The sequence below is a fragment of the Agrobacterium sp. ST15.13.015 genome (genome assembly GCF_027871645.1).
Taxonomy (GTDB): domain Bacteria; phylum Pseudomonadota; class Alphaproteobacteria; order Rhizobiales; family Rhizobiaceae; genus Agrobacterium; species Agrobacterium leguminum.
The window spans coordinates 39,519-52,453 of the sequence record NZ_JAQAHF010000007.1; the positions used below are offsets into that span (position 1 = coordinate 39,519).

The 12,935-nt window shown below is 60.4% G+C and carries 11 protein-coding genes; 4 read left to right on the forward strand and 7 right to left on the reverse strand.

The genetic code is table 11. The features are described 5' to 3' along the window. Positions 1-14: 14 nt before the first annotated feature. From PIB16_RS12615 to PIB16_RS12630, 4 genes are all read left to right on the forward strand, one after another. Positions 15-1,604, forward strand: a complete 1,590-nt coding sequence (locus tag PIB16_RS12615; RefSeq protein ID WP_271045664.1) for an ABC transporter substrate-binding protein — start codon at positions 15-17, stop codon at positions 1,602-1,604. 419 nt (positions 1,605-2,023) lie between these two features. Further along, positions 2,024-2,374, forward strand: coding sequence for a DUF3088 domain-containing protein (locus PIB16_RS12620; protein ID WP_271045665.1), 351 nt, complete (start codon positions 2,024-2,026; stop codon positions 2,372-2,374). A 39-nt stretch (positions 2,375-2,413) separates the two neighbouring features. After that, complete coding sequence (locus PIB16_RS12625; protein ID WP_271045666.1) at positions 2,414-4,009, forward strand: ABC transporter substrate-binding protein; 1,596 nt, start codon at positions 2,414-2,416, stop codon at positions 4,007-4,009. 45 nt (positions 4,010-4,054) lie between these two features. Next, positions 4,055-5,407: an LLM class flavin-dependent oxidoreductase gene (locus PIB16_RS12630; RefSeq protein ID WP_271045667.1), complete on the forward strand. Its 1,353-nt coding sequence runs from the start codon at positions 4,055-4,057 to the stop codon at positions 5,405-5,407. A 16-nt stretch (positions 5,408-5,423) separates the two neighbouring features. Here PIB16_RS12630 and PIB16_RS12635 read toward each other — a convergent pair whose 3' ends face one another. The 7 genes from PIB16_RS12635 to PIB16_RS12665 form a co-directional block, all read right to left on the reverse strand. Then, on the reverse strand, positions 5,424-6,395 hold the full coding sequence (locus tag PIB16_RS12635; protein WP_174036899.1) for a LysR substrate-binding domain-containing protein: 972 nt from the start codon (positions 6,393-6,395) through the stop codon (positions 5,424-5,426). 37 nt (positions 6,396-6,432) lie between these two features. Beyond that, a complete protein-coding gene (locus PIB16_RS12640; protein WP_271045668.1) occupies positions 6,433-7,671 on the reverse strand; it encodes an acyl-CoA dehydrogenase family protein in 1,239 nt (412 codons plus the stop codon). Positions 7,672-7,739: 68 nt separating this feature from the next. Beyond that, positions 7,740-8,795 (reverse strand): aldo/keto reductase, encoded by a 1,056-nt coding sequence (locus PIB16_RS12645; protein WP_080857360.1) that lies wholly within the window; start codon positions 8,793-8,795, stop codon positions 7,740-7,742. 18 nt (positions 8,796-8,813) lie between these two features. Next, positions 8,814-9,749: an ABC transporter ATP-binding protein gene (locus PIB16_RS12650; protein WP_271045669.1), complete on the reverse strand. Its 936-nt coding sequence runs from the start codon at positions 9,747-9,749 to the stop codon at positions 8,814-8,816. Further along, the gene (locus PIB16_RS12655; protein WP_080857358.1) at positions 9,727-10,725 is read right to left on the reverse strand and encodes an ABC transporter ATP-binding protein; all 999 of its coding nucleotides are present in this window, start codon (positions 10,723-10,725) and stop codon (positions 9,727-9,729) included. The genes PIB16_RS12650 and PIB16_RS12655 overlap by 23 nt, the downstream gene beginning before the upstream one ends. Then, positions 10,722-11,717: an ABC transporter permease gene (locus PIB16_RS12660; protein ID WP_065117477.1), complete on the reverse strand. Its 996-nt coding sequence runs from the start codon at positions 11,715-11,717 to the stop codon at positions 10,722-10,724. The genes PIB16_RS12655 and PIB16_RS12660 overlap by 4 nt, the downstream gene beginning before the upstream one ends. Then, entirely contained in the window at positions 11,714-12,703 is a 990-nt protein-coding gene (locus tag PIB16_RS12665) for an ABC transporter permease (RefSeq protein ID WP_271045670.1), read from the reverse strand. Before PIB16_RS12665 ends, PIB16_RS12660 begins: the two co-directional genes overlap by 4 nt. Positions 12,704-12,935: the final 232 nt, after the last annotated feature.

A 12,935-nucleotide genomic window follows, 5' to 3' on the forward strand; every position in this document is an offset into this window, starting at 1 on the left:
AAAAGGAAACATCCATGGATATTACAAGACGTAAGACATTGCTTTTGAGTGCAGCGCTAACCGGGGCCATGCTGTTGCCCTCCCTGCCGGCTCTGGCGGCCGAAACGCCGAAAAAGGGCGGGATCGTCACCCTTGCAGGCCTTGGAGAGCCGACGACGCTGGTGCCGCTTTCCGATTCCAATACGCGCACCCGCGCCATTTCCACGAAAATCCTCGAAGGGCTGGTGCGGTTCGACAGCGAGTTCAAACCGCACCCGGTTCTGGCCGAAAGCTGGGAAACATCGGCCGATGGGCTGCGCCACACTTTCAAGCTGCGCAAGGGCGTCAAATGGCATGACGGCAAGGATTTCACGTCGCAGGACGTCAAATTTTCCCTGCTGGCCTTCAAGAAGGTCGGTCCACGCGGGCGCATTACCTTCGCCAATGTTGCAGATATTGAAACGCCCGATCCGCTGACGGCCGTGGTGGTGCTTTCCAAACCCGCGCCGTATCTTTTGCGGGCGCTGACGGGCGGCGAAACGCCCATATTGCCAGCCCATGCCTATGCTTCAGAAAACTACAATGAAAGCCCGAACGGCAATGCGCCAATCGGCACAGGCCCCTTCGTGTTCGAGGAATGGAAACGCGGCAGCTACGTGAAGCTGAAGAAGAACCCGGATTATTGGCAGGCCGATCTACCTTACCTCGATGGTTTCGTGGCACGGTTCGTTGCCGATGCGGCGTCTACCACCATTTCCGTGGAGACGGGTGAGGCGGATTACACCGCCGATGTCTCCTACAGCGACCTTGAGCGCCTGCGGCAAAATCCGAAACTGGCAGTGGAGGTCTATACCGACGCTTATCTCAACAATGCGGCCGTGTTTGAGTTCAATCTGGAGAACCCAATTCTGGCGAAGAAGGAGGTGCGTCACGCGCTGGCCCATGCCATCGACCGCGATTTCATCAATGACGCCATCTTCTTCGGGACGGCGAAACCTGCCGGCTCAAACATCCCGGCAGTCTTCACCGCCTATAATGACGAAAAACCCTTCACCTATGCCTTCGATCTCGCCAAGGCGAATGAGCTGCTGGACAAGGCCGGTTACCCAAAGGGCGCGGATGGCACCCGCTTTTCGCTGCGGCTCGCCTTTCTGCCGTCCGACGTCTTCCGTAAGACGTCCGAATATCTCCGCTCATCCTTCGGCAAACTCGGCGTGAAGGTGGATATCGTGGAGGGCGATCTCGCCGCCTTCATCAAGCGCGTTTATACCGAGCGCGGTTTTGACCTGACGGTGAACGGCATCAGCCGGTTGTTCGATCCGACGGCGGGCGTGCAGCGCCTTTACTGGTCCGATGGCATCAAGAACCCCGCGCCTTATGTCAACGCCGCCCACTATAACAATCCCACCGTGGACAATCTTTTCCGGGCGGCCGCCATCGAGGTGGATGAAACGAAGCGAGCCGGGCAGTTCCATGAGATCCAGAAAGTCGTCGGCGATGACCTGCCGAATTTCTCCATCGTCGCCTTGCCGACCGTCATTCTGCGCAATACCAGCCTGAAATCGCTCGTGACGACCATCGACATAGCTTATGGCGATCTGGCGACGGCCTGGAAAGGCGAGTGAGCGTTTGTCAAAAAAGGCATCCAGGCTCCGTCACCCCGGACTGGATCCGGGGTCCAGCGCGATCAAGTCCTTGATCGCGAGAGACTCCTCTCACGGCGCAGACGCGATGCCGGGTCAAGCCCGGCATGACGCAGGAGGGGTCTACGATCACCAACATTAACCCGGCAATTCTGCCGGGTTTTTTATTGCCGAAATCCGCCTTCAATCCTTTCTCCACCTTCGCGCGGCACGCCCGTTTCAGGGAAAAACTTTGCGCATGGAACAGGTCGGACGAAACAGCGATGCCATTCGCGAAAATTTCGAAAAAATAAGTTTCATCAATAATTTAGCGCAAAGTAATTCTTCGTTTCAAAGCAAGAATTGCTTTCTGGACCGACGCTATGGCCGCCTGCACTGTGAGCTGGAAATCTCACCCTCACATGATGGATGCCATGGCCAAGGATACGCTTTTTTTGATCGCCCCCGGTTTTGAGGACCCAAAGCACCCCGGTGTCCGGTTCGTCTGCCCGCATTGCAACCAGATCGAAGGCCTGCTCGCCGCCTTTCCGGACCTTGCCGCCGGGATCGATGTCCATCGCGTCGGTTTCCAGCGCCCGCGTGAGGCTGTCATCGCCGCCGTGGGAGAGGAAAATCAGTCGCTGCCGCTGTTCATCTTTGCCGGCGACGCACCCAGCGACGCTACGGTCAAGGGCGAGACGCATTTCATTCAGGACACCAAACGCATTTTGCAAATCCTCGCCGAGCGCCACGGGTTCCCGCAGCTGCACTGAGTTGCCGCGCCCGCATATCGGATTTTTTCGGAGACAGACATGACCATTTCCAGACGCCAGTTTCACAAAATTGCACTTGCCGCCGGCGCTTTCGTCGCGCTTCCAGGCGGTTCCTTTGCCGCTGCCGAAGAGCCGGTTTCGGGCGGCACGCTCAAGATTGTTTATTTTCCCGAGCCGACCCAGCTCGTGGCGATCAATACCAGTGCGGGCGGTCCGCAGTTTATCGGCTCGAAGATTTATGACGGGCTTTTGACCTATGATTACGAGCTTTCGCCCAAGCCGAGCCTCGCCAGGGAATGGAGCGTTTCGGCCGATGGGCTGGAATATGTCTTCCACCTGCAGCCCAAGGCGAAGTTTCACGATGGCAAACCGGTGACATCGGCAGACGTGGAATTTTCCATTCTGCGGCTGAAGGAAGCGCATCCGCGCGGCCGCGCTACTTTCTCGCATGTTGAAAGTGTCGATACCTCCGATCCGCTGGTCGCGAAAGTGAAGCTTTCCAAGCCGGCGCCGGGCCTGATCACCGCGCTTGCCTCGTCGGAATCGCCAATTGTGCCGAAGCACATTTTCGAGACCTTCAAGCCGACAGATAATCCGAAACCCGCCCAGATCATCGGCAGCGGTCCCTTCGTGCTGAAGGAATGGGTGCCGGGCAGTCATATCCTGCTGGAGAAAAATGCGGACTACTGGGATGCGCCGCGCCCCTATCTCGACCGCGTCATCATCCGCCTCATCAACGATGCGGGCGCACGCGCTGCGGCGCTGGAAACCGGGGAAGGCGACATCGGCCCCAACCCGGTGGCGCTTGCCGATCTGGAACGGCTGAAATCCATTCCGACGCTGAAGGTGGATGACCGCATCTATGCCTATGCCGGCCAGCAGAACCAGCTGGTGATCAACCTTGAGAACGAATATCTCAAGGAATTGAAGGTGAGGCAGGCCATTGCCCATGCTATCGATGTTCCGGCGCTCATCGATACCGTGCTTTACGGTTACGCCGTGCCATCGCCGACGCCGATCAGCCCCGGCCTTGCGAAGTTCCACAATCCGGATATCGGTTTCGCCAAGTTCGATGTCGCACAGGCTGAAAAGCTGCTGGATGAGGCCGGTTTCCCGCGCAAGGATGGCGGCAAGCGTTTCAAGCTTCGGGTTACCACCAACCCGTTCAACCCGCAGACCTATTCGGATTTCATCGCGCAGGCGCTGTCGAAGATCGGCATTGAGGCGGATATCCAGAAATTCGATTTCGGCACCTATGTGAAGGTGGTCTATACCGACCGCGCCTGGGATCTTTCGGTGGAATCCCTTTCCAATACCTTCGATCCGACAGCGGGCGTGCAGCGCGTCTACTGGAGCAAGAACTTCAAGATCGGCCTGCCATTCTCCAATGCCAGCAACTACGCCAATCCCGAAGTGGACCGGCTGCTGGAAGCAGCGGCGGTGGAGCCGGATATCGAAAAACGCGCCGCCTTCTTCAAGGAGTTTCAGGCCGTTATCGCCAAAGATCTTCCCGTCATCAATCTCGTCTCCCCCATCCAGCCGGTCGTCGGCAGCGTGCGCATCAAGGATTATGCGACAGGCGCAGAGGGGCTCAGCGGCAATCTCGCCAAGGCCTGGGTGACGAAGGAGGCGTGAGAGCCTCCCAACCCTTCGGTTCAGAGCGAATAAGAGGTCATTTCCATGAGCAGAAAATCCGAGAAGCTGGTTCTCAACGCGTTCATCTATCCGGGCGGACATCACGAGGCGGCTTGGCGGCATCCGGACTCTGAGCCGCATCGCGTCACCGATATAAAGCTCTATCAGGATATCGCCCGCAAGGCCGAGGCGGCCAAGCTGGATGCGATCTTCTTTGCCGATGCGCCGGTGCTGGATGCCAATATCCGCTATGCCGCCCGCCACCGGCTGGAGCCGATCACCATGCTTTCGGCGCTTGCCGCCGTCACGGAAAAGATCGGCTTCATCGCCACGGCGTCGACCACCTATTACGAGCCCTATAATCTTGCGCGGCTGTTCGCGTCCGTCGATCATATCAGCGGCGGCCGGGTGGGATGGAACATTGTGACGACTTCGGCGGATGCGGCTGCCGGCAATTTCAATCTCCAGAAGCATCCGCCGCATGCCGACCGTTACCGTCAGGCAATCGAGTTCGTGGATGTGGTGACGAAGCTCTGGGACAGCTGGGAAGATGATGCCATTGTTGCCGATAAGGAAAGCGGCCTTTTTGCCGATACAGACCGCATCCATCCGGCCAATCACGATGGCGAGTTCTATCGGGTGCGCGGCGCGCTCAACGTGCCGCGTTCACCGCAGGGCCGGCCGGTCTATGTGCAGGCCGGCTCCTCGGAGGAAGGGCGCGGTTTCGCCGCCCATTATGCCGAGGCAATCTTTACCGCGCATCAGACTCTGGAGAGTGCGCGGTCTTTTTATTCCGACATCAAGCGGCGCGTCGCGGCCACGGGGCGCAATCCCGCCCATGTGAAAATCCTGCCGGGCATCAGCCCCTTCATCGCGTCAACCGAAGAGGAGGCGCGCAGGCTCGAGGCCTCTTTCAACGATCTCATCCAGCCAGCCTTTTCGCTCGGGCAATTGCAGCGCATCACCGGCATCGATCTCTCATCGGCCGATCTCGACCAGCCTTTGCCGAAGGAGGCCGTGGAGGCGACACGGGCGCAGGCGGATAGCAGCCGCCATCAGCTGGTTCTCGATGTCATCGACCGGGAAAATCCGACGATCCGGCAATTGCTGCACCGGCTTGCTGGCGGACGTGGCCACAAGGTGATTTCCGGAACGCCGGAACAGGTGGCGGACTGGATAGAGACCTGGTTCCGCGAGGGCGCGGCCGACGGCTTCAATATCATGCCGCCATGGTTGAATGGCGGGTTTGACAACTTCGTCGACGAGGTCGTGCCGATCCTCAAACAGCGTGGGCTGTTCCGCGAAGATTATGAGGGCGATACGCTGCGCGATCACTATGGCCTGCCTCGGCCGGAAAATATCTTTGCGGCCAGAGAGTTGCAAAGGGAACGCGCCTGAGGTGGGACGGGCGTGTTCAGGCGGCGGCCTCGAGAGAGCGCATATCCTCGCGCAACAGGGCGAGTAGAGATGCAACCTCCGGCAGCCGCCGCCTGTCAGGACTGGTCAGCAGGTGATAACGGCTGGCGGTCGGCTGCGGTGCGCCAAAAGGAGCGATCAGCCGGCCGTTTTTCAGCTCTTCCGAAATCAGCGAATGGCGCACGAGGCCGATACCGTGGCCGGAGGAGATTGCCTCTATCAGCGCCGTCTGGCGTGAAAAACGTGGGCCGGTCACAGAGAGCCTGAGCGGAATGCGGCAGGCGCGAAGCCAGTTCGCCCATTCGAAGGCCGGGTCCAGGCCATTGCCACGCAACATCGCAAAACCGAGATCCCGCAAGCGCTCCGGTTCGTCTGCAAGCCTATGGCGTGCAGCGAATTCCGGGGTGCAGAGGGCGCTGACGGTATCGGCGAAAAGCGGCTCATGAATGAAGCCCGGAATCTGCGCATGGGTGGCAACGATGGCGCAATCGGCGTCGAAATGGGGGAGGTCGATTGTTTCGCTCTCGAGGGATTCAATGGAAAGCTCCACGTCTCCGAGCGCCGGAACGATGCTGCCCAGCCGCGGCGCCAGCCAGCGGGCGGCAAAGCAACCTTCCGCCAGCACCTTCAGCTGCGGCCGGGCGTTTGAAACCATCAGGTCGGAAAGACTGCCGATCATGGTCTCGAAAGCATCGGCAAGGCCGGGATAAAGCGCACTGCCGGCATCCGTCAGCAGCAATTCACCGCGCTGGCGGCTGAAAAGCGGCTGGCCGAGATGGGTCTCGAGAATTCGCACCTGCTGTCCGATGGCAGCGGTCGAGACATGCAGTTCCTCCGCCGCCCGCGAAAAGCTTGCATGACGGGCGGCGACGACAAAGGCGCGCAAGGCGGTCAGCGGTGGCAGGCGGGAAAGTGTGGGCAGGCGAAGAGCTGCCCGGCTCGCGGCGGGAGCGATAAACTCCGGTCTCATTTCTGTTCCTCCTTTGCCGCCTGCATCTTCCGCATAGTCAGAACACCCGGCCTTCCCTGAGGTGGGTCGTGGTGCCGTTCAGGTAATAGTCACCGATTACCCGCGCCTTGTGGGCGAGCGGATTGTGATTGTAGACCGTGCGGATATTACGCCAGTGGCGGTCGAAATTCCGCTCGCTCGATGTCGCCGAGCCGCCGCCGAGTTCGTAAAGATTGGTGGCGACCGTCAGCGAAAGCTGCGATGCGATGATCTGGGTGCGGGCTGTGGCGAGCGAACCTTCCAGCAGGGCCGCCTCTATCGCCTCTTCGTCACCGCTCGCAAAGGCGGCGGCGGTGCGGTCGAGCGTTCTTGCCGCTTCGCGGATCAGCGTCTTCACGGCGAAAGCGCCGGCGCTGATTTCGCCGAGCATCTTCTGCACGAAGGGGTCCTGATTGGCGGTTTCGGCGCTGCTGTGGAGCGTGGTGCGCGCCTGGCGTAAAACATACTCCACACCGTCATTCAGCGCGCCCTGAACGGCGCCGGCGGCCGAGGCGGCGAGATGCAGCTGCCGCATGGCCGAGCTGTGGCGGCCGATCTGGCTGCCGAGCTTGCGGGTCGTCAGCTCATGCGGCAGTACCTCGACATTCTCCAGCAGAACACCGCCGCTCGCCGTCATGCGCTGGCCCATGCTGTCCCAGTCATCGAGGATGGTGATGCCAGAGCGATCGAGCGGAATGAGCACGCCGATCGGCTGCTCGTCATCGCCAATGGCGCTGAAGGTGCCGAAATCGGCAAAAGCTGTGCCGGTCGCATACCATTTGCGGCCGTTCAGCCGGTAGCGGTCACCATCGGCACTCAGCCGCGTGGTGATCTCGCCGGGCCGTTTGGTGCCCTGTTCAGTGCTGGCGCCCGCAAAGAGCTTGCCGGCAAGCACATGTTCGAGATGCCGCCGGTCCTCTAGCTCGATGGGTGCAAGAGCAAGGTTTTCGGTGAAATTGAAATGGCTGCGCAGCGCGTGCGGAATATTGCTGTCGGCTTCGCCGAGGATCATCAGCACTTCGATATAGTCGGCAATCGAGCCGCCCGGTCCGCCCTTGGCTTCGGGAACGCGCAGCGTGCCGATCTTTGCCTCCTTGATAAGAGCGAAAATATCGAAGGGCAGTTCCCGCTGGCGCTCGCGGCGGGCGGCATCCCGGGCCGCGATAGCCGCAATGTCCTTTGCCCGGGCCAGAATCTCGTCCCGGTTCGGCACGCCGGAATTATTGGTGGTGGTTGTCTGTAGTTTCGGAGTGGACATTGCGGTTTTCCCTGAGCGGATGTGATAGCCTGCGGCACAATCGCGCCGCAGGCATATTCGTCTAGCGATCAGGCGACCGCGCGTGGCTTGAGCGCCGGGCGGTGTGCGGGCTCGAGATTGCGCGGCACGCGGCCTTCGACGGGATGGCTCGGATCGTTGAAACCGGGGGTGGAGGGGTGGCCGGTGGTAACGAGGCTGTCGACCAGCGCTTCATCTTCCGCATCGATCTTCACATCGAGCGCGCGGATATATCCGTCCCAGTGCTCTTCGGTGCGCGGACCGGTGATGGCGGCGGTGACGAACTTGTTATTCAGCACCCAGGCGAGCGCGAAATCCGCAGCTGAAACCCCCTTCGAAGCGGCATGGGCCGCGACCTTCTGGGCGATCTCGACCGATTCCGGACGCCATTCCGTTTCCAGAACGCGCTTGTCGCCCCGCCCGACGCGGGTATCGGCACCCGGCTGTTCGCCCGGCTGATATTTGCCGGTCAGTACGCCGCGTGCGAGCGGTGAATAGGACACGACGCCAAGGCCATAATGATTAGCCGCCGGCAACTGCTCGGCTTCGGCCGTGCGGTTGACGATGTTGTAGAGCGGCTGGCTGGCAACCGGCCGGTCAATGCCAAGCTGATCGGCCAGATGCGAAATTTCAGCGATACGCCAGCCACGGAAATTCGAAACGCCGAAATAACGCAGCTTGCCGGCGCGGATGAGATCGGCGATGGCACGCACCGGCTCTTCGAGCGGCGCATCAAAGACGGCGCGGTGGAAATAAAGGATGTCGATATAGTCAGTGTTGAGGCGGCGCAGCGAATTTTCGACGGTCTCGATCACCCATTTGCGAGAATGGCCGCCAAGGTTCGGGCCCTTGGTATGGGAATTGACGAATTTCGTCGCCAGAACCCAGTGATCGCGCGTGGACTTGATGCCGCGGCCAACGACCTCTTCCGACTTGCCGTCGTGATAGACGTCGGCGGTATCGATGAAGTTGATGCCCTGTTCGCGCGCCTTGTCTATGATGCGGAAGGCCACGTCATCCGGTGTCGGGCCTCCGAACATCATCGTGCCGAGGCTCAGCGGTGAAACTTTCAGCGCGCTGCGTCCGAGATAGCGATAGTCGACCATTATGGTTGCTCCTTTAAGTTATTGGGCATGGTGGCAGGCCACGGCGTGGTTCCTGCCGAAAAGGGTATAGTCAGGCGCTTTTTCGCGACAGAGATCGGTGGCGAGCGGGCAGCGTGTGTGAAACCGGCAGCCGGATGGCGGATCGTGCGGGCTCGGCAGATCGCCGGAAATCGGTGCCGCCTGCTTGCGGCGAGCGGGATCGGGAACGGCAGCGAGAAGCGCGCGAGTATAAGGATGCTTCGGAGAAGCCCAGAGTTCCGATGTCGACGCGCTTTCGACGATCTTGCCGAGATACATGACCAGCACGCGGTCGGAGAAATAACGCACCACGGAAAGGTCGTGGGACACGAAGAGATAGGAGAGCGAAAGCCGCTTCTTCATCTCCACCAGAAGATTGAGGATTTGCGCCTGTATCGAAAGATCGAGTGCCGAAACCGGCTCGTCGCAGACCACCAGTTCCGGTTCCAGAACCAGCGCGCGGGCAATGCCGATGCGCTGGCGCTGGCCACCGGAGAATTCATGCGGATAACGGTCGAGCGAATCCGCCGGCAGGCCCACCTGCGCGACGATGGCTTCAACGATCTCCCGCTGGCGCACCCGGTCTCCTATGCCATGTACCTTCAACGGCCCGGTAAGGATGGTGCGCACCGTCTGGCGCGGATTGAGCGAGGCAAAGGGATCCTGAAAGATCATCTGGATGCGGCGGCGAATGCCGCGCAATTCGGATGACGTCATTGCGGTGACGTCGGCATCCTTGAAGGTGATCCGGCCGGAAGACGGCTCGACCAGACGCATCAGCGACTTGCCCAGCGAAGACTTCCCGCAACCGGATTCGCCCACCAGGGCCACGGTTTCACCCGCCTCGATATCGAGCGAGACGTCATCGACGGCGCGCACGGTGCCGCGTCCGCCCGTATAGTGGGTGGAAAGACTATGCACTGACAAGAGCGTCATCGGATACCTTCTGGGATGTGGTGGCAACGAAGGGGCAGGCGGCGTAGCGGCCGTCCGAAATTTCCCTCAGCGGTGGTACATATTGCCCGCAGAAGCCGCGGGCGCTCGGACAGCGCGGACGGAAGGCGCAACCGCGTTCCCCCGTGGCGGAAACGATGGAGCCCGGAATCTCGATGAGCGGCCCGTCGCGATAATGCTGACCGTCTTCCGCCCTCGGTGAGGCCGCGAGCAGGCCGCGCGTATAGGGATGGTAGGGGTTGGAGAAAACCGGTTCCGGCAAACCCTCTTCCACCTTGCGGCCGGCATACATGACCATCACCCGGTCCGCCCATTGCGCCACGATGCCGAGATCGTGGGTGATGAGGATGACCGCCATGTTGAGATCGCGGCGCAGATTGTCGAGCAGTTGCAGGATTTGCGCCTGTATCGTCACGTCGAGCGCTGTCGTTGCCTCGTCGGCGACCAGGAGTTTCGGATTGCAGGCAACGCCGATGGCGATCATCACACGTTGGCGCATGCCGCCGGAAAGCTGGTGCGGATAATCGTCCACCCTGCGGCGGGCGTCTGGAATATTGACCAGTTCCAGAAGCTCGATGGCGCGTTTGCGGGCCTGATGCCGGTCGATCTTCTCGTGGATGCGCAGCACCTCGATGATCTGTTCGCCGACCGTCAGGACCGGGTTCAGAGAGGTCATCGGCTCCTGAAAGATCATGCCGATATCCCGACCGCGAATGCCGCGCCATTGCCGCTCGGAAAGCGGCAGCAGGTCGCGACCCTCCAGCAGCACCCGCCCCCCGGTCTTGGCGTGGGAGGGCAGGAGGCCGATGAGGCCAAGCGCCGTCAGGGATTTGCCGGAGCCGCTTTCGCCGACAATGGCCAGCATTTCGCCGGGGCTGACATCGAAACTGACGCCTTTGACCGGCTGGGCGGAGCCGAAGCTGACGGAGAGATCATGGACTTCGATCAGTTTGCTCATCGGCGTTCCTCCGAAAAACGGGGGTTGAGCGCATCGTTGAGGCCATCGCTGATGAGGTTCAGCGAAATGACGGTGAAGACGATGGCGAGGCCGGGAAGGGCGGTCAGATACCACGCCGTGCGGATGACATCGCGACCCGAACCGATCATCGAACCCCAGGAAACCCGGTTCGGATCGCCAAGCCCCATGAAGGAAAGCGCTGCTTCCATGAGGATCGCGCCTGCCACCATGACGGATGAGGTGACGATGATCGGTGGCAGCGCATTGGGCAGGATTTCCTGAAAAACGATGCGGGCATGGCCATAACCGAGGCTACGAGCGGCGAGCACATAATCCTTCTCGCGGATGGCGCGGAATTCCGCACGGGTAAGACGTGCAACGAGCGGCCAGGTGATGATGCCGATGGCCGACGTGACCGTGGTGACCGAAGGCTGGGCGATGGCGACGAGCACCACCAGCAGCACGAAATTCGGCAGGGTCTGAAAGATTTCGATCAGCTTGACGAGAATATCGTCAATGACGCCGCCGAAATAACCGGCGAAAGCGCCGACCGCGATGCCGATCGTGAGCCCGATCAGCGTCGCCACGACCCCGACGGTGAGCGAGATACGCGCGCCATGCACGATGCCGGCCAGAACGTCCCGGCCCATGGAATCGGTGCCGAGCGGATAGGCCGCGTTCTGGCCCGGCCACAGGAACGGGCGGGCCACCATTTCCAGGGGATCGCCGGGATAGATCAACGGGGCGATCAGTGCGGTGACGATGACGGTGGCGAGAAACAGCAATCCGACGATGGCATTGGGATTGGTGAGGAAGATTTTCAGTTCGCGCCGCAGTCCACGTCGCGGCACGGAGACGGAGCGGGCCGAGAGCGCATCGGGCGCATGAATATAGGGCCAGGCCTTTTCTTCCGGCTTTTTCGGTTTGGGATTGGTCTCTTCAGCGCCAAGTTCCGCCGTGTTGAGAACCGCTGTTGTGTGGGATGAGTTCATCGGCTTTCTCCGATGCGGGGGTCAAGCCATGCCTGCAACAGGTCCACGGCCGCATTGACGATGATGACGACGAGGGAGGAGAGAAGCAGAATGCCGAGCAGCACGCTGAAATCCCGCGCCATCACGGCTTCGAAAGCGAGGCGGCCAAGGCCCGGCCAGCTGAAGACGGTTTCAACCACGACGGCGCCGCCGAGAAGGCCGCCAATATGCATGCCGGCCATGGTGGTGATGGGGATGAGCGCGTTGCGCAGGATGTGGCGCGTGGTGAGCCTGATCGGCGAAACGCCCTTGGCACGCGCCGTACGCACATAGTCCTGGGATTTCACCTCCAGCATCGCCGCGCGGGTCAGGCGGGCATAAATGGCCAGAAAATAGAGCGCCAGCGACAGGGCAGGGAGCACGATGTAGCGCAGCCTGTCGAGAAAGGCTGAAAACCCGGTAAGGCTGCTGCCGATGGTGCTGTCACCGCCGGACGGAAGCCAGCCGAGCTTGACCGAAAAGGTCAGGATCAGCATCAGGCCGATCCAGAAACCCGGTACGGAATAAAAGATCAGTGAGCCAATCGAAATGATCCGGTCCGGCAGCTTGCCGGAAAAAAGCGCCATGATGGAGCCGAGGAACACACCGACGAAGATCGCGATACCAAGGGCTGCGCCCATCAGCGCAAGCGTGCCGGGCAGGCGCTGGCCGATAAGGTCTGCCACAGGCATGCCGTATCGCGGCGAAAAACCAAGGCTGAACTGGGCCAGATTGCCGAGATAGTTCATCAGCTGATGCAGAGCCGGCAGATCAAGCCCGAAGCGGGAGCGGATTTCCGCCATGGTCTCGACGGTTGCCGAACCCGCTTCCGCTGCCAGCACATCGGCGGCATCGCCTGGCGCCAGTTGCAGCAGGAAGAAGTTCAGGATGACGATACCGAGGACCGTCGGGACGGCCTGAATGGCCACCCTTTTTGCCTGCGATAAAATCCGTTTCGAATTCGACATCGGCTCCAGTCCGTAAGCGTGGAAATATGAAATCGGCCCCCTGAAGGCGTTGGTATTAGTTGACTAATTTTATGGAATTTGTCAAAGAGCAATAGAATTATTTTCTGAAATTTACGGAAATATGCGCCATAAAGAAAAGATAATTCCTTTTTATGAGAATGGTTGGTTCTTCATGCCAAACTCGCTCTCGTCTGCGGAACAAACTTCTTCCTAAACGCGACCGTTCAGTTTG

Coding starts and splice junctions, on each gene's coding strand:
- PIB16_RS12615 (WP_271045664.1), top strand. CDS start 15: ATGGATATTACAAGACGTAAGACATTGCTTTTGAGTGCAGCGCTAACC.
- PIB16_RS12620 (WP_271045665.1), top strand. CDS start 2,024: ATGATGGATGCCATGGCCAAGGATACGCTTTTTTTGATCGCCCCCGGT.
- PIB16_RS12625 (WP_271045666.1), top strand. CDS start 2,414: ATGACCATTTCCAGACGCCAGTTTCACAAAATTGCACTTGCCGCCGGC.
- PIB16_RS12630 (WP_271045667.1), top strand. CDS start 4,055: ATGAGCAGAAAATCCGAGAAGCTGGTTCTCAACGCGTTCATCTATCCG.
- PIB16_RS12635 (WP_174036899.1), bottom strand. CDS start 6,395: ATGAGACCGGAGTTTATCGCTCCCGCCGCGAGCCGGGCAGCTCTTCGC.
- PIB16_RS12640 (WP_271045668.1), bottom strand. CDS start 7,671: ATGTCCACTCCGAAACTACAGACAACCACCACCAATAATTCCGGCGTG.
- PIB16_RS12645 (WP_080857360.1), bottom strand. CDS start 8,795: ATGGTCGACTATCGCTATCTCGGACGCAGCGCGCTGAAAGTTTCACCG.
- PIB16_RS12650 (WP_271045669.1), bottom strand. CDS start 9,749: ATGACGCTCTTGTCAGTGCATAGTCTTTCCACCCACTATACGGGCGGA.
- PIB16_RS12655 (WP_080857358.1), bottom strand. CDS start 10,725: ATGAGCAAACTGATCGAAGTCCATGATCTCTCCGTCAGCTTCGGCTCC.
- PIB16_RS12660 (WP_065117477.1), bottom strand. CDS start 11,717: ATGAACTCATCCCACACAACAGCGGTTCTCAACACGGCGGAACTTGGC.
- PIB16_RS12665 (WP_271045670.1), bottom strand. CDS start 12,703: ATGTCGAATTCGAAACGGATTTTATCGCAGGCAAAAAGGGTGGCCATT.